Annotated in this window: 20 protein-coding genes and 1 tRNA gene; 9 read left to right on the forward strand and 12 right to left on the reverse strand. The window is 48.1% G+C overall.

The annotated features are described in order from the left end of the window. The 6 genes from ACO0LL_RS05865 to ACO0LL_RS05890 all read right to left on the reverse strand — a co-directional run bounded on the left by ACO0LL_RS05865 (window position 1) and on the right by ACO0LL_RS05890 (window position 6181). Window positions 1–696, reverse strand: coding sequence for a methyltransferase (locus tag ACO0LL_RS05865; RefSeq protein ID WP_422949946.1), 696 nt, complete (start codon window positions 694–696; stop codon window positions 1–3). Between the two features lie 60 nt (window positions 697–756). Next, window positions 757–2394, reverse strand: coding sequence for a response regulator (locus ACO0LL_RS05870; protein WP_422949947.1), 1638 nt, complete (start codon window positions 2392–2394; stop codon window positions 757–759). A gap of 242 nt (window positions 2395–2636) precedes the next feature. Further along, window positions 2637–3104 carry an RrF2 family transcriptional regulator gene (locus ACO0LL_RS05875; protein WP_422949948.1) on the reverse strand — a complete coding sequence of 156 codons (468 nt, stop codon included), beginning with the start codon at window positions 3102–3104 and terminating at the stop codon, window positions 2637–2639. Window positions 3105–3433: 329 nt separating this feature from the next. Continuing rightward, on the reverse strand, window positions 3434–4783 hold the full coding sequence (locus tag ACO0LL_RS05880; protein WP_422949949.1) for a TonB family protein: 1350 nt from the start codon (window positions 4781–4783) through the stop codon (window positions 3434–3436). Continuing rightward, window positions 4780–5160: a BlaI/MecI/CopY family transcriptional regulator gene (locus tag ACO0LL_RS05885; protein WP_422949950.1), complete on the reverse strand. Its 381-nt coding sequence runs from the start codon at window positions 5158–5160 to the stop codon at window positions 4780–4782. The genes ACO0LL_RS05880 and ACO0LL_RS05885 overlap by 4 nt, the downstream gene beginning before the upstream one ends. Before the next feature lie 163 nt (window positions 5161–5323). Continuing rightward, a complete protein-coding gene (locus tag ACO0LL_RS05890) occupies window positions 5324–6181 on the reverse strand; it encodes a DMT family transporter (protein WP_422949951.1) in 858 nt (285 codons plus the stop codon). Window positions 6182–6348: 167 nt separating this feature from the next. Between ACO0LL_RS05890 and ACO0LL_RS05895 the strand changes: the two genes are divergently transcribed. The 8 genes from ACO0LL_RS05895 (at window position 6349) to ACO0LL_RS05930 (ending at window position 12811) form a co-directional block, all read left to right on the forward strand. Next, window positions 6349–7044 (forward strand): glutathione binding-like protein, encoded by a 696-nt coding sequence (locus ACO0LL_RS05895; protein WP_422949952.1) that lies wholly within the window; start codon window positions 6349–6351, stop codon window positions 7042–7044. A gap of 67 nt (window positions 7045–7111) precedes the next feature. After that, window positions 7112–8338 carry a DUF2863 family protein gene (locus ACO0LL_RS05900; RefSeq protein WP_422949953.1) on the forward strand — a complete coding sequence of 409 codons (1227 nt, stop codon included), beginning with the start codon at window positions 7112–7114 and terminating at the stop codon, window positions 8336–8338. Window positions 8339–8378: 40 nt separating this feature from the next. Next, complete coding sequence (locus tag ACO0LL_RS05905) at window positions 8379–8885, forward strand: GNAT family N-acetyltransferase (RefSeq protein ID WP_422949954.1); 507 nt, start codon at window positions 8379–8381, stop codon at window positions 8883–8885. 156 nt (window positions 8886–9041) lie between these two features. After that, on the forward strand, window positions 9042–10232 hold the full coding sequence (locus ACO0LL_RS05910; RefSeq protein ID WP_110253593.1) for an acyl-CoA dehydrogenase family protein: 1191 nt from the start codon (window positions 9042–9044) through the stop codon (window positions 10230–10232). Window positions 10233–10242: 10 nt separating this feature from the next. After that, window positions 10243–11382: an acyl-CoA dehydrogenase family protein gene (locus tag ACO0LL_RS05915; RefSeq protein WP_422949955.1), complete on the forward strand. Its 1140-nt coding sequence runs from the start codon at window positions 10243–10245 to the stop codon at window positions 11380–11382. 77 nt (window positions 11383–11459) lie between these two features. Further along, window positions 11460–11921, forward strand: a complete 462-nt coding sequence (locus ACO0LL_RS05920; RefSeq protein WP_422949956.1) for a MaoC family dehydratase — start codon at window positions 11460–11462, stop codon at window positions 11919–11921. Window positions 11922–11943: 22 nt separating this feature from the next. Then, a complete protein-coding gene (locus tag ACO0LL_RS05925; RefSeq protein ID WP_422949957.1) occupies window positions 11944–12396 on the forward strand; it encodes a MaoC family dehydratase in 453 nt (150 codons plus the stop codon). 34 nt (window positions 12397–12430) lie between these two features. After that, window positions 12431–12811, forward strand: a complete 381-nt coding sequence (locus tag ACO0LL_RS05930) for a nuclear transport factor 2 family protein (RefSeq protein WP_422949958.1) — start codon at window positions 12431–12433, stop codon at window positions 12809–12811. Between the two features lie 55 nt (window positions 12812–12866). Here the strand turns inward: ACO0LL_RS05930 and ACO0LL_RS05935 are convergent, their stop codons facing one another. From ACO0LL_RS05935 to ACO0LL_RS05950, 4 genes are read right to left on the reverse strand one after another with little or no spacing between them, the layout of a single operon-like run. Further along, complete coding sequence (locus tag ACO0LL_RS05935; protein ID WP_422949959.1) at window positions 12867–13949, reverse strand: WD40/YVTN/BNR-like repeat-containing protein; 1083 nt, start codon at window positions 13947–13949, stop codon at window positions 12867–12869. A 2-nt stretch (window positions 13950–13951) separates the two neighbouring features. Next, entirely contained in the window at window positions 13952–14221 is a 270-nt protein-coding gene (locus tag ACO0LL_RS05940; protein WP_422949960.1) for a MoaD/ThiS family protein, read from the reverse strand. A gap of 2 nt (window positions 14222–14223) precedes the next feature. After that, on the reverse strand, window positions 14224–14691 hold the full coding sequence (locus tag ACO0LL_RS05945) for a CYTH domain-containing protein (RefSeq protein WP_422949961.1): 468 nt from the start codon (window positions 14689–14691) through the stop codon (window positions 14224–14226). A 27-nt stretch (window positions 14692–14718) separates the two neighbouring features. After that, window positions 14719–15843 (reverse strand): M14 family metallopeptidase, encoded by a 1125-nt coding sequence (locus tag ACO0LL_RS05950; RefSeq protein ID WP_422949962.1) that lies wholly within the window; start codon window positions 15841–15843, stop codon window positions 14719–14721. A gap of 209 nt (window positions 15844–16052) precedes the next feature. Between ACO0LL_RS05950 and ACO0LL_RS05955 the strand changes: the two genes are divergently transcribed. Then, window positions 16053–16129, forward strand: a tRNA-Pro gene (locus tag ACO0LL_RS05955). Between the two features lie 138 nt (window positions 16130–16267). Here ACO0LL_RS05955 and ACO0LL_RS05960 read toward each other — a convergent pair. After that, entirely contained in the window at window positions 16268–17293 is a 1026-nt protein-coding gene (locus ACO0LL_RS05960) for an arabinan endo-1,5-alpha-L-arabinosidase (protein ID WP_422949963.1), read from the reverse strand. A 117-nt stretch (window positions 17294–17410) separates the two neighbouring features. After that, a complete protein-coding gene (locus ACO0LL_RS05965) occupies window positions 17411–18994 on the reverse strand; it encodes an alpha-N-arabinofuranosidase (RefSeq protein WP_422949964.1) in 1584 nt (527 codons plus the stop codon). Window positions 18995–19063: the final 69 nt, after the last annotated feature.

Consider the following 19063-nt stretch of genomic DNA (forward strand, 5'->3'; position numbering starts at 1 on the left):
TTAACCCGGCTGCTTTGCACGCCTCATCACAAAGGCATAGAATTTTTTTGTTTCTGCCTTGTCTGCCGCTGCGCTCGCCAGTGTTCTGACAGTCAAACCGGCAGCTTTTGCCAATGCCTTGATCTCATCAATGGCACCAAAATTGGATTGAGAAAAATAAATACGACCTTCTGGTTTGAGGTATTTGCCAACTTCCGCAAAAAATTGCGTATTCGTCTTGAAATCAGTATCCCATTGCGAACTCGCGACTACATCGTGTGCGGGCTTGTTGCGAAATGGCAGATTAGCGGTAATAACATCAAACTGCTCACCTTCAAGTGCCTGAAACAAGTTGGATTTTTTGACTTTCATAAGTTTGTCAAAACCATGCAGCTTCGCATTGTGTTTGGCACTTTTAATAGCGGCAGGATTAATATCGACCGCCGTCACTTTGCTTGCACCACCATAACAGGCAAAAATAGCAATCACCCCGGAGCCAGTACCTACATCGAGCACGCTTTCACCCGGTTTGATCTTAAAACTCTGTACCAGCGGCTGGCTGTCTGTGAATGGCCAGAAGGTTTCAGGAAAAACCAGAAATTCTTTTCCCAGGTATTTCACTACTTTGCCTTCTGGCGGGATGGTTTTGAACGCTTTTTGTCTGTTCTTTTGCCACCGGTCTATGTGCGCAAGGCTATTTCCTGATGTCTGCTCCATGGCCATCCTTTCTGATGTCAAACACTAAAAAGTGTTCATCAGCATGACGATGCTGATGCTTTAAATAGGGGATTTATTTGCAACGAACTCAAGCGCTTTGTCCACAGCCAATCCAAACTCTTCAATATTGATGGGTTTGGTGATGTAAGAAAAAAAACCAGCTGCTTTCCCGCTTTCAAGATCCGCAGGCATTGCATTTGCCGTCACAGCAATGACCGGGATGTGCGCAGTCCTTGGGTCACTCTGCAAAAACCGCATGGTTTCTATACCGTCTATACCAGGTAAATTGATATCCATCAAAATGACGTCTGGCAAATGTGATCGTGCCTGCTCTATGCCTAACAAGCCATCAGTCGCCGTTAACAAAACCAGATCAGAGCGCAGCCGTATCAATTCAGCTACCAGCCTCAAATTGGTAGGATTGTCTTCCACATACAACAGACATTTCTGTGCACTTGATCTCTCGCCTTGCACCGTTTCATAAACCATCGTTTTGATGTCTGGCTTACGGTACTGACTGTCGGCAGCAGAACCGGGGAATCTGACCCAAAATGTACTGCCAGCACCTACCTGGCTATTAATGCCTATGCTGCCGTCCATGGCTTCGACAAGATGCTTGACCAAGGAAAGACCGATGCCCGTTCCTTCTTCATTGAATACTTCCCGCCCGAGACGGTTAAACGGCTGGAAAATGGTTTCCAATTGAACCGAACTGAGCCCTACACCAGTATCTGTGACTTGAATACAGACATGAACCTCATCTTCCAGATAGGCGGCAACGCTGACAGTGCCGCTTTGCCGGTTATATTTGATGGCATTCGATAGTAGATTAATCAATACCTGCTTGAGTCGAATGCGGTCTGCATTCACATGCAGACAAGTGTTTTCTGCAAAAGCGACATTAATTCCACGCTTCTGGGCCAGCGGATCTATCATTGTTTTACACTCTGCGAATACCTCATCAAGAGTGATGACTTCTGCAGATAATTTCATTGCGCCGGACTCTACTTTTGCCAGATCAAGAATTTCATTAATCAAGGCTAATAAGTGGCTGCCGGCTTCTTCTATATGCTTGGCGAATTCTTTTTTCTCTTCAAGACTGGTTTGCAGATGATCAGATGCCAGAATCTGTGCAAAACCAAGTATAGCATTCAAAGGTGTGCGCAATTCATGGCTCATGTTCGACAAAAAAGTCGATTTTGCACGATTTGCAATTTCTGCCTGCATCCTGGCCTGTTCAAGGTCCTGATTCAAAATCACCAGTTCGGCAGTATGTTCGCGTAGTTGCTGTTCGAGTCTGGCATTTGCCATGCGCAGTTGGCGCGTCTCCATGGCACGTACCAGCACCGGTAATATAGCTGAAATCTTGAATGGCTTGATAATGTAGTCAAGTGCGCCTACTTTCATCGCCTTGACTGCGGATGAGATGCTGCCCTCGCCTGTCATTACTATGCATGCGAGGTCACTATCGATCTTGCGGGCGGACTCGACCATAGCGATGCCATCAAGATCAGGCATCATCAAGTCTGTCAGCAATAAATCAAATGTATGGTTGCGAAGATGTGCAAGTGCTTCGATGCCATTGGCAAAACCTGTAGTTTCATAGTTATGGTCGCGCAATAAATCACACAGGGCCTGCATGTGTGCGGTTTCATCATCGACGATCAAAATGCGGGCTTGCATCTGGGACACTGTCATCTGAACTCCTGGCATTAGCTAAATGCTCATATTGGCGCTTTCACAGCCGTAGCTATTTCTTGCCAAGAAACTATCTTGTTTGCAAAAACATGATGCCTACGTGCCAGATGGTCTTATTACATGACCTTGTAAGCATATTAGCATTTTTTAAAAAACAATAATAAGGAATAAGCAATGCAAGATTCAATGACGAAAGAGATGGTATATCGCCCGAGCAAATAGCTTGTCCGTTACCAGGGTATTTAAGGAAGATGCTTGAATTTTGCACTATCGATAAAACCAGATTGATGCAACATGATGATTGCTTCCTGCGTCTGGCCGCCGACAGCGTCTTGTAGCGTGTATTGATCTAGCGTCGTGTAAAACACCCGCAATGCCTCGTCGAGCAAAGATTTAAGCTGGCAATTGCCACGCAGTACACAAGGAGGAGCGGCGCAGTCTATCAAGGCATCTCTACCTTCGAGCGCGCGAATAATGCTACCCAGCCGATAAGACTTTATGTCTTGCGCCAGTGCCATGCCGCCGCCCTTCCCTCTGGTCGTGATAATCCAGCCTTTTTGCGCAAGAAAATGCACCACCTTGACCAGATGATTACGGGAAATGGAGAATTTACTGGCAATCTCACTGATTGTCACAGGCTCTGGTCTGTCTTTGTGACTCAGATACATGAGCACGCGTAGTCCCAGGTCAGTAAAATGGGTTAATTGCATAAATGATTTTCTGGTATTTTTTAAAGCATGGTCATGTTAATACAATTAGGGGATTCTTTTGCACATCAATGCAACCGGCAAAAAACGACTCGCTCACGATAGATTTATCGCATACATTGATGCCTGGCACTGGCCTTTCACTGGATTATGTATCTAATAGACCCGAGATCTCGTCTGTATCAGCCTTGAAAGACTTCAATTCAACATCCAGCCCGGTAATGTCTGCTGGCAAGTCACCGAAGCACTTCCGTTGATATGTGTGAAGGGATATGCTGACAATGTCCCAATTAAAAGCTGGTGGCAGGCAGTCTGCCACCAGTAAAACATGCTTACTCTAATTTCCAGACAAACTGCACTTTCGTCCAGATTTGCGCATACTCGCCATTGATTTTGCCTGGTATCGCTTTTTCCTTGCAGCTTCTCAATGCAGCTACCACCGCACTGTCCAGGATCCGGTAACCGGAGGAACGATCTACTTTAGTATTCAGTATGTCACCATGTGCCCCAACCAGTACTGACATATATACCGTTCCGGATTCTTTTTTCTCCATGGATTCTTTGGGATACATGGGACGACATTTGGCAAAATCAATGACGGGTCTTTTATCACCTTTCTTATCATCATCCCGGTAAAGCATTTTTGCAGTGCTGGCATCTTTCGCAGTGCCAGTTTCTTTTGTAGCATTTGGAAACGATACATTGGCATGAGCAAACAAGGTCAAGGAACTTGATACCAGGCCAAGAATAAGGAATGCGGCTTTCCAGTTCAGGGTTCTTACTTCAGGTTTAACAAGCCGTTTGATACGGGACATAAGATTTCCTCCATGGGCCGCCTGGGCCAGTTGAGGGGTTATGAATTGGAAATTGGCCAATTCAAAAAGTGCAAGAGCAAGACGCCGCGGTTCGCCTGTAACTCTTGCGGCTAGATCATCCGCAATTTCTTCTCTGTTATTACGAATGTGCCTCGATATCCACCACACTGCCGGGTGGTAAAACAAGATGATTTCTATCAGCGATTGAATCAAATTCAGTAAATAGTCATGCCGTTTGATGTGCGCCATCTCATGCGCCACCAGCATTTCCAGCAAATCAACTGGCATGCCCGCAAGCATTGCGCTGGGCAGGAGTATCATGGGGCGGGCTATGCCGACAGTAACTGGCCCCTTCAGATCATCAACTACCCTGAATATCACCTTGCTGCGGATGAGAAATTTTTCGCTCATTTGATCAATGCGCGACTGCCATAGTGAATTGGATGTGCTGCGATGAGGGTGGGTATAGGCAGAAATCCAGAGTAAGCCCATGCACAGGCGTATTGCCAAAGCGGCGACACAGATGAGCCATGCTCCCACCATATCGCTCAAATGTATTTCTACCCATGCAAAAATCCCTATCCACGCCGATGAAGTATCAAACCTTAAGTAAACAAGAACTTCATCCACCACATAGATTCCTTTACTGACATGAGCCCCATCGATCCTCAGGAAAAACTCTCTGGCAGGAAGGCTAATGCAGGCAAGCAAGGCAATATAGGCAACTGCATAACGTGTTCTTATCTGGGTAGAACCAATACAATACAAGGACACAGCCATCAGCAAGGCGATCAACAGACCTTGCCAGATAAAATGCAACAAAGCCCAGCCCAAGGCAGTGACGAGGTGTTGGAAAAATGGGCTCATTTTTTTTCCTCATTCAGCAATTTCTGAATTTCTTCGCGCTCTTCTTTACTGACATGGCCACGCAGGGCTGCCATCACCAAATCTTTGGCTGAGCCTGAAAAAGCCTTGTGGATCAAATCTTTCAAGAGATTCGTCTGTAGAGAATCTTGTGCCTGAGCCGCAGCATAGACATGCGAACGCTGGGTTTCGTCCCTGCTGAGCAACCCTTTGGTATGCATGACCTGCATGAGCCGCAATATGGTTGCATAAGACAACTCCGGCCTGTCCTGCACCGCTGCCTGATGTACATCCTTGACAGTTGATGGTCCCAGTTGCCACATCAGGCGCAACAAATCCAGCTCGGCAGTCGTCGGTTTACGTGAAATGATTTTGCCCATATCGTGCTCTTGTAGATAATTGATTAAGATGTAGATTATATGGTCTAGATCATTTTGTCTAGACCATTTTATCTACTTCTATGCAAAATCAAGACAGATGCAAAAAAGACACAAATGATGGGCTTAACGGAAAAGACAGGGGCAGACCTGGACGGTCAACAAACTAGTGTGCCTGGTGCCGATAGCTGGCATAAGCGGTGGCTGCCATGATGATGAAAGCGCCGGTTAATTCGAGCATTCCCGGTGTTTCCCGCAAAAACAGGAATGCCAGCAACATGCCATACACTGGTTCCAGTGAAGTCATGATACTGGCAAAACTGGTCGATAAATACCGCAGGCTGAACATGAATAAACCATGAGATAAAGCGGTAAACACCACCCCCAGCAATATCAATCCCGACCAGGTTTGTGTGGTGTTGCCTGCTAGGTCACCTGTCAATAATACGAAAGGCAAAAGCAAAAAAGCTGCCACAGCATTTTGCAGAAAGGCCAATTTAAATGGAGGGATATGGCTACCCTGCCAGCGATTTACCATCGCCAGCAAAGCAAAACTGAAGCCGGATAATATCCCCAGCCCCAAAGCAAGGAGTGCACCATTCCCCCAAGAAGTGCCACTAACCATCACTACCATGCCCAATACAACGAACAAGGCAGCCCAGGCGTCCTGCGTCCTTCTTGGCTCTTTAAAAAACCACGGCTCCAGCAATGCCACAAATAGAGGGAAACTTGCAAAGCCCATCAAGCCAAAAGCAACTGGCGCAAAATCGAGTGAGGCAAAAAAAGTCAGCCAGTGTATAGCCAGTAGAAAACCGCAAAGGACGACACTCTTTGAAACATCTCGAACATGCAATTGTCGCTGATATGCCAATACAGGTATCAGGCAAAGGGCGGCAAACAAGGTACGTCCAAATACCAGCATTAAAGAACTGACGGCCAGCGACTTGCCAAGCACACCTGCAGCACCGAATAAAAAAACGGCAATATGCAGGGCAAATAAAGCAGGCAGTGCAGTTTTTTTCATATCATCTATTTGCTTGACGGGCGCGAAATATAAAGCCGAAGTATAAGCCGTTCATGCAACATGTCAGATACAGGTGCAGCACTTTTATTTTGGATTAAAGCGCAAATGCATGAATCTATGCATAATGGATACTTGCTGTTTTCATCAACCCATTAAAGAGGGAAGCAATGATAGACGTTTATTCCTGGCCGACACCAAACGGACACAAAGTACACATCATGCTGGAAGAATGCGGCCTACCTTACCGCGCCATTCCAGTTGATATTGGCGCTGGTGATCAATTCAAAGCCGATTTCCTGGCGATATCACCAAATAATAAGATTCCTGCCATCGTTGATGCAGATGGCCCTGACGGCAAACCTATCGCCTTGTTTGAATCAGGCGCGATACTGATATACCTGGCAGGTAAAACGGGTTTATTCCTTGGGAAAACCGACAGGGAGAAATATGAAGCGCTGCAATGGCTGATGTTCCAGATGGGCAGTGTTGGCCCCATGCTGGGTCAAGCCCACCACTTCCGCATCTATGCGCCTGAAAAAATAGCCTATGCCGTTGACCGCTATACCAACGAAACAAAGCGCATCTACGGCGTCATCGATAAACAGCTGGAGAAAACCACTTATCTGGCAGGAGAGAAATATGGCATCGCCGATATAGCGACTTTCCCATGGACACGTTCATTTGCCAATCAGGGTGTAGACTGGGCAGAATTCCCAAATGCCAAGCGTTGGTTTGATGCCATCAGCCAGCGCCCTGCAGTACAACGCGGCGTGCAAGTATTGGCTGACTTGCGCAAACCGCTGGAAAATAATGACAAGGCAAGAGAAGTTTTGTTTGGAAAAACACAGTACGCAAAGAAATAAACTCATTCACCGGGGGCGAGGCAAATTGCCGTTACAATGGGCTTAACCCCCTCTACTCTATTTCAGTATGCGTCGCCCTATAAAAAGAAACCGTCTTAAACTCGCCGCTGAAAGCCAGCGCGTCGCCAATCTTGCGCTCGCAGTTGCACAATCTGCCAGCCGCATAGAAGACCTGGACTGGCAAGCCAAACTGGATGCCCTGGTGACCAAGAGCCTCAAGCAACACCACCAGGATATGCTGGAGGCAGCCACTGAGCACTTGTTCCAAACTCATCCGAATGGCTATGAGGTCCTGACCGAAACGCTGGAATCCGTGAGCACCTGTGCGCAATTTGAGCATGATGGGCAATCCTATACCAGCTTGTTGATCGCTGCCCCCATATTGGCATGGACGCGTTTTGAAATTGCCTCGGGCAGCATTCCCACAGAAACGCTGAGCATATTGCACACGCAATTAAACGCACATTTGCTGGCAGATGAAGCGCAATTGCGCTTGCTACCAGGTTTGTACTCCATAGATCAATTGCCACGCAGCCATGTAGAAACCTATGCTTTGCTGGAGCGGCATAGTCTGGCCATGTTAAAACATCTGCCTGCACCGGTAGAAGCCGAGCGTGCTCATACCATTCCTTTTTTGGCAGATATACGGTATGTGCTCGGTGTGCTGCTTGTCAAAAAAGGCGCCCCACTCTTCCAGTGGCAAACTATTGACGCACCCTATGATTGCGCACAAGCCAAGAGTGATGCTTTGCTGGAATGGCAGCAGCAAACCGATGCCACCATCAAGCGCCTTTTACCTGGATGCGGCATAGAGCTTTTACTGCCCGAAGCCTATTACACCGCCTGTCGTGAAGCAGATATCAGGATACGCCCTGCCACCATTCGTTCCGCCATGTTCTATCTGACGCAAACTCTGGGTAAAGAGGCAGATCAGTTCACCGTCATCATTGCATCTTTTGGTGAGCAGGAAAATCCCGGGCAAATTGATGAATACCGCATCAGTTTTTGCCTGCGTGATGCTCCTGAAGTAATCTATGGCGTAGTCTGGCCGCTGTATCAGGCAGAAGACCAGATCATTGCCGTCAATCTGGATGAAAACGAGCAACTTGCTGGCGAAATCCCCGGCATTTTGCAAGAGTGCGGTGTTACCGACATTATTCAATTGGAAGAAATTTTCGCGATGGAATTCTGCGATGATTGCGGCACTCCCCTGTTTGCAGACCGGGAAAATGATCTGGTACATACAGAAATGCCGGATGACACACCAACTCCAGGTGCAACACACTTCCACTGAGCGTCTATATTTGTATAGCATGATGCAATAGATGACAGCCATGGACAGACACGCACATGCAAGCGAGCAAGCCATTTCTGGCATGAGCTCTGAATTTCATTTCAGAGACGGCTTTGCTGCTGACGCTTTGATCATCAGTCAATTGATCGCGTTGTTCGCCCGGGATTTTTGCGTCAATCCGGATGGCAGCGGTGCCGATTTATTTTTACAGTCAGTATCAGAATCTGCCGAACTTTCTTATCTCTCTGATTCACGCTATCATTACATTCTTGCATTGCACGGTGAAACGCTGGCTGGCTTCATCGCCATGCGCGACCTGAGCCACCTGTTTCACCTGTTCGTTCATCCCTCATATCAAGGGCAAAAATTGGCAAGCAAGCTATGGCAGCGTGCCCGCCAGCATGCTGCCGTACAAGGACATACAGGTAGTTTCACTGTCAATTCTTCCCTGAATGCCATTCCCGTTTATGAGCGCTTTGGCTTCCTGGCTAAAGGCGAGATCGTAGAAATGCATGGCATTGCCTTTTTGCCCATGCAAAAGCCTTAAGCCCACCTGTAACAAGTTTTTACCACTCAAATACTGGCTGCCAATTTTGCCTGGCACATTTGTGAAAATCCGTTGTACAATTAGTTTTGAACGGTCGTGCTTTTTTCTGCTTTCTTATTAATTACTTGCTGCGGCCATCATAAAACAGGAGACAACATGGATTTGAACTATACGGCAGAAGACCTTGCCTTCCGGGATCAGGTGCGCACCTACCTGGAAGCCAATCTTCCACAAGACCTGCAGCAAAAAGTACTGAATCATAAACGTCTGTCCAGAGAAGACTTTGTTCGCTGGCACAAGATATTGGCCAAACAGGGTTGGGTAGCCACAGGCTGGCCAGCAGAATACGGCGGCACAGGCTGGACCGCAACCCAGCGTCATATCTTCGAAGAAGAATGTGCACGTGCTGGTACGCCAGCCATCCTGCCTTTTGGCGTGAATATGGTGGCCCCCGTCATCATGGCCTTTGGCAACCAGGCACAAAAAGACTACTACCTGCCACGGATACTGAGTTGCGAAGACTGGTGGTGCCAGGGTTACTCAGAACCAGGCTCAGGCTCTGACCTTGCATCCCTGAAGACCCGCGCCGAGCGCGAAGGCGATCACTACATCGTTAATGGCCAAAAAACCTGGACCACGCTGGCCCAGCACGCCGATATGATCTTTTGCCTGGTGCGCACTGACACTGGTGTACGCAAACAAGAAGGCATCTCTTTCCTGCTGATCGATATGAAAACGCCGGGCATTACCGTGCGCCCGATCATCATGCTTGACGAAGAACATGAAGTGAATGAAGTGTTCTTCGACAATGTCAAAGTTCCGGTAGAGAACCTGATAGGCGAAGAAAACAAGGGTTGGACTTATGCCAAATACCTGCTCGGCCATGAACGCACGAATATCGCTGCCGTAGGTCGTGCCAAACGTGAATTGCAATTCCTCAAGCGCATCGCCGCCAAACATCAAAAGAACGGCCTGCCGCTGATTGATGATGCGGTGTATGCCAGCAAGGTCGCCAGCCTGGAAGTGGAATTGATGGCGCTGGAAATTACTGTGCTGCGTGTCATTTCGCAAGACAGTGGCCGCCCTGGCCCGGAAGCATCCCTGCTTAAGATCAAGGGTACGGAAATCCAGCAAAGGCTGACAGAGTTGATGGTAGAGGCAGTTGGCCCTTACGGCTTGCCGTTTGATCCGGCCTTCCTCGAAGGTGAGACTGAACATAGCATAGTTGGTGACGATGATGCTGCGCCTTTGGCACCGTACTACTTCAATTTCCGCAAGACTTCCATTTATGGTGGTTCCAACGAAATTCAAAAAAATATCATCACTCAGATGATCCTGGGTCTGTGAGGAGAGCACAATGGATTTCAACTTAACACAAGAACAAACACAGTTTGCTGATGCCTTGCGTCGCTGGGTAGAAAAAGACTATGGCTTTGAACAGCGCAAGCAGATTATAGAATCGGCTGAAGGTATATCCGATAAAGCGTGGGGTGGTCTGGCAGAGCTGGGCGCACTGGCCTTGCCTGTACCAGAAGAACAAGGCGGCTTCAATGGTTCTGCCATCGACATGCTGGTCATCATGCAGGAGTTGGGGCGGGGCATTGTTATCGAGCCTTACTTTGCTACGGTCATGGGTGCAGAGTTTTTGAAAAAATCCGGCAAGCATGCAGATGTGCTGGAACAAATCGCTGGTGGCGAAGTCAAGCTGGCGAATGCACTGGGCGAAAGACAATCACGTCACGACCTGTTTGACATTGCCACCACTGCCAGCAAAATTGGCGATGGTTTTGTACTCAATGGCAGCAAGACCGTGGTGCTGCACGGTGCCCAGGCAGACAAACTGATCGTCTCTGCACGCAGCAACGGTGCGCAACGCGATACGAATGGCATCAGCCTGTTTATCGTTGATGCCAATGCAGAAGGCGTCAGCCGTCGTGATTACCGCACCATCGATGGTTATCGTGCTGCTGATATCAGTTTCAGCAATGTGCAAGTCAGCGCAGATGCGCTGTTAAGCGCAGTGGATGGTGGCTGGGAATTGCTGGATGCGGTGGCCGATTACGGCGTTACCCTGCTGTGTGCGGAATCGATAGGCATCATGGAAGCAATTACGGCAGCCACGCTCGATTATCTGAAAACCCGCCAGCAATTTGGTGTACCTATCGGCAAATTCCAGGTCTTGCAACATCGCATGGCAGAAATGTTCATGGAAATGGAACAGGCCCGTTCGATGGCAACGCTGGCTGCCGTCAAGATAGCCTCTGATGATGTCGAAGAACGCCGCCGCACGGTATCCGCCGCCAAGGCCAGGGTAGGCCAGGCCGCCAAATACATAGGCCAGCAAGCCGTGCAATTGCACGGAGGCATGGGCGTCACCAATGAACTTCCGGTTGCCCACATGTTCAAACGCCTGACCACGATAGAGCTGACACTGGGTGACACTGATCATCACCTGGCCAGATTTGTCGCACAACCCGGCTTTAAAAGCGCAGCCTGAATGCTGTAGAAAAATCCCGACTGTGTTCGGGATTTTTTTTGCCTTTTAAAACAATAAGGAAATAACGAGGACACACTATGAGTATCAAAACAGATCGCTGGTATTTTGAAGATTTTGTTCCTGGCACAGTCATAGAACTGGGGCAGCGCGTAGTAACGGAAGAAGAAATCATCACATTCGCCAGGCAATTTGACCCGCAATCTTTTCACGTCGATAAAGAAGCCGCCAGCCATTCCATCTTTGGTGGCGTCATCGCCAGTGGCTGGCATACCTGCGGCATGATCATGCGTATGGTGGTCGATGGCTTCCTGGCCAATTCAAGCAGCATGGGTTCACCTGGCGTCGATGAAATACGCTGGATACTGCCAGTACGCCCTGGAGACACCCTGACTGTCACAGCCGAGACCACAGGTAGCAAACTATCTACTTCAAAACCAGACCGCGGCGTTATCAATACTTTATGGAAAGCACATAACCAGGAAGGCAAGCTGGTTTGCACGATTACTGGCATGGGCATGTTTGGCCGTCGTCCAGAATAAAAATAAATAATAAGGAGACATGATGAGAGAATTTAATAGCCTTGCTGAATTAAAAGACTTGATAGGCCAGGAAGTTGCGCAATCAGAATGGGTAGAAATCAGCCAGGAAAGAGTGAACACTTTTGCTGATGCAACTGGCGACCATCAGTGGATACATATCGATGTAGAAAGAGCCAAACGTGAGTCTCCATTTGGTGGCCCGATTGCACATGGCTTTTTGACTTTATCCCTGCTGCCCATGCTGGTTGCCAATGCCATCAAACTCACTTACGTCAAAATGGGCGTGAATTATGGACTCAATAAAGTACGCTTCCCCTCCCCTGTGCCTGTCGGTAGCCGGGTACGCGCACGTTTGAAATTGCTGGAAATCGAAGACATCAAGGATGGTGCGCAACTTACCTGGGAAGTGACGATAGAACGAGAAGGCCAGGATAAACCAGTATGCGTGGCAGAATCAATTTCACGGGCCTATTAGTCCTGCTAAACCCTATCTTTCCGAGACCGAGTCCATGCCCAGTCCAGATACATTAAAACGCTTTATCGCCAAAGTTGAAGCAAACGAACATGCTGCTGCGTGTGAAGAGTTTTATACCGAAAATTCCAGCATGCAGGAAAACCAGGCCAAGCCCAGAATAGGCCGTGCGGCACATGTAAACGCTGAACATGCCGTCATGTCACGCGCCAAGTCAGTAACATCTACCTGTGTTCATCCGGTATTGGTGAATGGCGACCATGTCGTTATTCGCTGGATTTTCAGATTCGAGTGGCTGGACGGCAGCGTGACGCAAATGGAAGAACTTGCCTACCAGCGCTGGGAAGGTGAATGCATAGCAGAAGAAACCTTCTTCTATGACCCCGCGCAGCGCATTCCACAAAGACCTACTGCGTGAAATGCAATATGGCCAAAGTGCATACTCTGGCCTTATTGCCTCCATGTGTACGAGATTAATAAAATTTGACGGCGTAAATAGGCGGCAGATTAGCTGATATCTGGTACCAGTCATCCCCCTCATTCTCACTCGCCCATAAATTACCGGTAGTCGACGCCATCAACAAATTCTTGCCATTTTCCGACACTACCAAGCCATGGCGATACACCAGGTCATAGCAATCTTGTTGTGGCAGGCCGTTTCTCAAAGACTCAAAGGTCTTGCCACCATCCCGTGTACGCGTGACACTCATAGCACCATGCAAGGGTACACGCTTTTGATCTGCCACAGCAGGCACAAACCAGGCGACATCGGGGTTGCGCGGGTGAGCCGCTACAGCAAAACCAAAGTCTGGGATACCTTCAGGCAAATGCAATTGCTGCCAGCTCATAGCATCGTCTTCACTACGCCAGATACCATTGTGATGCTGGCACCATAAAACATGGCTGGCGAATTTGCTACGAGCGATCAGGTGTGGGTCCTGGATATTTTGCTTGTCCGCCATGTCGGGCGGCATATAAGCGGCATGCATACCAGATGCACATAATCCCCAGTTCTTACCACCGTCTTCAGTTTTCCAGGCACCACCACATGAGATACCCAGCAAGATATGCAGAGGATTGCGCGGGTTGACACAGATCGAATGTATGCCAGGCGTGTCGTAACCACCGCCCATCCAATCCTTGCGTTCTTCCCTATCCCACAGACTGCGCACTAATTCCCAACTGTTGCCACGATCTGATGAACGGAACAAACCGCCAGGCAAGGTACCAGCCCACAATACGCCATGCTCACCACCACCACCCGCTTCCATAGACCAGATAACCTTCAGCTTCCATTCAACATCGTCATCTGTGTTGGCATGTTCAGGGTAAGTTGGCACGGCAATCTCTGTCCAGTCGTCACGACCTTCATCGCGTCTGTGCAGTTTTACCCCAAAGTGTCCGAGGTTCAATGCTGCATAGACAGCGCCATCGCGTTTGTCATGCAGGCACATGCTAAGAGGTTCACCCAGAAAACTGATCTGATCCAGCTTCCACTTGCCGTCAATATGGATCATTTCAAACAAACCCTTGCGGGTTGCTACCATTGCTTTCATCATCAGCCTCCTGAAAGTGCCTGCAAGACATAGACCTGGCTATTTGAATTTAAAGGGTCAAGCAAGCCACTGCGCTGCATGACGCGTTTGCCGTCGATAAAAACCACCACATGAAAACGCAGATCACCCTGTTCATCCAGGATGTAACCACGCAAAGTGGGGTTGACCAGAAATGCAGTCTCCAGCGCATCACGCAGATTATCTGCCGCAGTTTCCACCTCAGGAACATCAGTAAATCGACTGAGTTGCTGGGTGAAAATCAGCCTGACCATGATTATGCCCAGTCCTTGTATGGATGCTTGAGCAAATTTGCATTTGCATAACGCCGGTCGTGGCTGACTTCTTCACCCAACCAGGCGGGGCGGTCAAATTGCTGCTGCTCGGACTCAAGCTCAACCTCGGCTACGATAAGGCCAAGATTATCACCAATGAACTCATCCACTTCCCAGACCAAGCCAGCAAGAGGAATTCGATAACGTGTTTTTTCTATAAGAGGTTGCTGGCAGACTGTGTCCAGCAAGATTTGCGCATCAGCCATTGGAATGGAATATTCCCATTCGCCACAGCTAATACCCGTTGACATGCCCTTGATGGTCAGCATCGCACGCTCTGCTTCTATGCGTACCCGTACGATGCGACCTGGGTCAGAACAAATATAGCCCTGGCGCAGAAATGTGCCCTGCCCCTGTTGTTTGAAATCCTGATTCACAACAAGGAATTTGCGTTCAATCTCTACGCCCATTACTACTCCGATCAATAAATACCGGAATTATGCACTCAATGTCGCCAAAATCGGTTGCAACATTGCTTCACCGAGTTTGATACTGCGCGAACCATCCCAGCCTACTTCCGCATCTGGCAAATTGGCATTGTCCTTGAATGGCAATTCCAGAGTCAGTGAAACGCATTTGAAAGTATGGCCAATATACTTGGACGCCAGTTTCAGCACATCTTCATTGTATTTGGATGCTTCGTAACCGTATTTAGTCTGGAAGTCAGGGCTGGCCAGACAGAAGCTATTCACGAAATGCTGCTGCTCTTGCGCCTGCTTTTCGCTAAAGCCTGCCAGCATTTCACTGCCAGCCACGAAGATGTAAGGTAAGGCTTCATCTCCATGGATATCCAGGAACAGGTCGCAGCCAGTTTCATGGATTTTGTTCTTGACGTAATACACTTCAGGGCTAGTTTCCAGCGATGGTGTCATCCATTCACGGTTCAGGTTGGCACCGGCGGCATTAGTGCGCAAGTTGCCGCGTACAGAACCATCCGGGTTCATGTTAGGCACTATATACACAACCGCTTTGTCCAGGATGCTGCGGGCGATTGGATTGGATGGGTCCAGCAAGGCATTCAAAGTGCCCTCCACCAGCCATTCAGCCATGGTTTCACCCGGATGCTGGCGCGCAATGATCCAGACTTTCTTTTCAGCCGCGGGGTCACCGACAACGATCAGGTTCAGATCACGGCCATCAACGGTATTGCCCAGGTCTTCAACACGGGCGACAGAAGAATTCTCTACCCCACCCAGCAAAGCCAGGTGACGTTCCCAGGTGTAAGGCTCAAAATAAGCGTAATACACGCTGTCACGTTCAGGTGTATGACGTATGGTCATGACCTTGCCATCAAACTCGGTATCTACACGGAACCAGTTAGCCCTGTCATAACTTGCTACCGCGCGATAGCCTTCCCAGCCCTTGGCATAAGTGGCATCACCCGCATTGAGAATGCGCATGACAGTCTCTTGCCCACGTGCGCCCTGCAAGCGAAAGTGAAACCACTGCCAGATGTTGGCATGTGAATCCTTGCGCAAATTTAAATCGATGGCCCCCGCCTGTTCCGCCTTGACGACTTCGATCGCTCCCGCGTCGAAGTTCTGACTGATTTTAATTGTCATCTTGTATTTATTCAGAAATGTTTTTAAGCACCGTAGCAATACGGCGACCTAGGACTGGTATTTTCACAGTTTTTCCAGAATTATGAAAATATTTCAGTCAAATAATGAATAAAATCGGACAAATCTTTTCACCAAGGCAAGCATTTAAGAAGTTTCTGGCCAAACATAGCAAAATTCGCCACGATATACTATAATATTTCGCTCAGTGTCGGGGCGTAGCGCAGCCTGGTAGCGTACGTGCATGGGGTGCACGGGGTCGGAGGTTCGAATCCTCTCGCCCCGACCAATGAATACAAAAAGGCTTGCAGATATCTTATCTGCAAGCCTTTTTTATTTGATGTCAGTTATTAAAGTTAACTCAATACGTGCAGCAAGCTTTGTCCCACAATGATGCGATATGAACAATCATGATGGATAATTCATGCTATTTTCTTGGCAACTGTACGCTGCGGTAAGTATCGAGTTGAGCGGCAGCAACGAATGGCCATAGTTCTGAGTCCCATTGCATATCAAGAATTTTCAGTTTTTGCAGGTATTTATTAGCGGTCTCGTACGCGTGTAATACCAGATAATCCCTGCCATTGAAATGATAGGCGCTATTGTGTCCCAGTGCCTTCCAGTGCTTAGTGCCATGTAAAAACAGAGAGCCACCACCTTCAAGCATTGCTTTCCCGCTTTTGTCCAGATATGGCCCAGTCAGACTTTTGGAGCGTCCGACAACCAGATGATAGGTGCTTTTTTCTCCCTGACAGCATAGGCCCCAGGAAACGAAAAGATAGTAGTAATTCCCTCTTTTAAAAATATAGGGTGCTTCAATTTCTGCGGGCCCAGCTGATTCATCCGGTGTAAAAGCCGGACGAGCACGCTTTGCAATCGCATGCCATTCCTGTGGCTGTGCCAAACCTGTCCAGGCCTCGTTTAATTTCACCAGCTTGATACCAGACCAGAAGGAACCAAATGACATCCAGGCCTGGCCTTCGCTGTCGGTAACAATATTCGGGTCTATGGCATTCCACAAATCGCGCCCCGGAACGGACTGCAATATAATTCCCTGATCTTCCCAGCGATAATCCGGTGAGTGAGGATTGAGCGTCTTGTTAACCGTGACACCAATAGCTGAAGTCAGCTTGCCAAATCCAGATATTGAATAATATAAATAGTATTTTCCGCTGTGGAACTGTATGTCTGGCGCCCAAATGTGGCCATTGAAGTCCGGCACAGTATTGCGTGCCCAGACAGGTTCACCAGCGAACACCCTGCCCTCAGGCCGCCAGTCTTTCATATTGGCAGAGCTATAGAAAGTAATGCCTGGCCCGGTGCTGAACAGGTAATAAGTATCTCTCTCTTTTGCCATCACAGGGTCGTGCACACTGACTTCTGCAGCGGCAAGTTGACATTGCGGCTGCAAACAAAAAATACTAACCATGAAGTACAAACAGAGAGATTTCATGCAATTCGCCTTTAAACTGAACTGTTTGCCTGATTGCATTACGACAGCGGCTCTGCTTCTTGCACTAACTTCATCATCGGCATGATTTCAGATAGTTGAACAACAGGTATCTGGTAATTATTCAAGCACCACCACAACTATCGCCTTGGCTGGGACATTCAGTGTCAATCTGCCTGCTTTTGCACTGGAATTAAAATTGTCTGGCTGTACTGATTGTGGCCGGATAAAAGTGTTGTGTGCATCCATGGTCTTTGCAGTCAGTACGCGGCCTTTGGCAGCTTCTATTTTTTCGCCTGCAACATCAACATCTATCTCAACACTCTCATTAGGATTAGTGTTCACCAGCGACAAATATACTTTTCCATCAAGCGCACGAGCTGCAGAAGCACTTATTGCAGGGATACTGGTTTTGCCAAAACTGTATTCGTGGTTATTGCTTATCGTGAGTGGCAAGTTTGTCGCATTTTGGAATGGCACATACATTTCAAATGCGTGATAAGTTGGCGTTAGTAAAATTTTGTCTTTATCAGTCAATATCATGGCCTGCAAGACATTAACCATCTGGGCAATATTGGTCATACGCACACGCGCTGCATGTTCATGAAAAATATTGAAATTCAAGGCAGCAACCAGAGCATCGCGCAAACTGTTTTGTTGATATAAAAATCCAGGATTCGTACCCGGTTCCACGTCATACCATGTTCCCCACTCATCCACATTGAAAGCAATTTTGTTTTTGGGGTCATTGACCTCCATCTTGGCAACGTTATTCCTGATCAGGCTATCCATGCGCATTGTATTTTTTAGCGTGGATATCCATTGATCCTCCCCAAAACCAAGCGCCTTGCCTTTCTTTTCCCAAGTGCCGGTTGGTAGAGTGTAATAATGAAAGCTGACACCATCAAAACGCATGTTCCATTGTTCGTGGATGTTCCTGGTCAAATAATCTGTCCAACTGGTGTCATCATCATGACCACCACTGGCAATGATTTTTGGCATATAAGCCTTTGGAGCTTTCAAAAAACTGGCGTATTGATTGAACAGGCTGGTGTAGTGATCAACTTTCATATTGCCACCACAACCCCAGGCCTCATTGCCGATACCAAAGAAAGCTACTTTAAATGGCTTGTCACGGCCGTTTTTGCGGCGTAATTCTGCCAGGGTGGACTTGCCGTCACCCGTCATATACTCCAGCCATTCTGCCATTTCCTGCGGCGTGCCAGAACCAAGATTGCCATTCACATAGGCATCTGCCCCCAGCAGATCAATCAAGTCAAAAAACTCATGGGTACCAACGGCATTGCGTTCTTCCACATTGCCCCAGTTGGTGTTCATCTTGACTGGACGGTTCTCACGTACGCCTATGCCGTCCCGCCAATGATATTCATCCGCAAAACAACCACCGGGCCAACGTACCAATGGCACATGTATCTTTTTTAGCGCCGCGACAACATCATTGCGCCATCCCTTTGTATTTGGAATAGCTGAATCTGGTCCTACCCACATGCCTTCATAAACACCCCTGCCCAAATGTTCTGCAAACTGGCCGTAAACATTTTTATTAATGACAGGGCCAGGTTTTTTCGCATCAATGCTGATACTGACTTGATTGCCAGCAAAAACCGGAACGGCAATAGCCGCAAATACAAGCACTACCGAACAAAATATGCCTGCCTTTATGCTGGCTTTCAACACAAACATTTCTCCTCCTGATTTATGAGGCACTGTCGATACCAATTTATTCCAGACTAGCCTCGAAGATCACTAAAG

The sequence above is a fragment of the Undibacterium sp. TC4M20W genome, assembly GCF_049340245.1.
Lineage (GTDB): Bacteria > Pseudomonadota > Gammaproteobacteria > Burkholderiales > Burkholderiaceae_D > Undibacterium.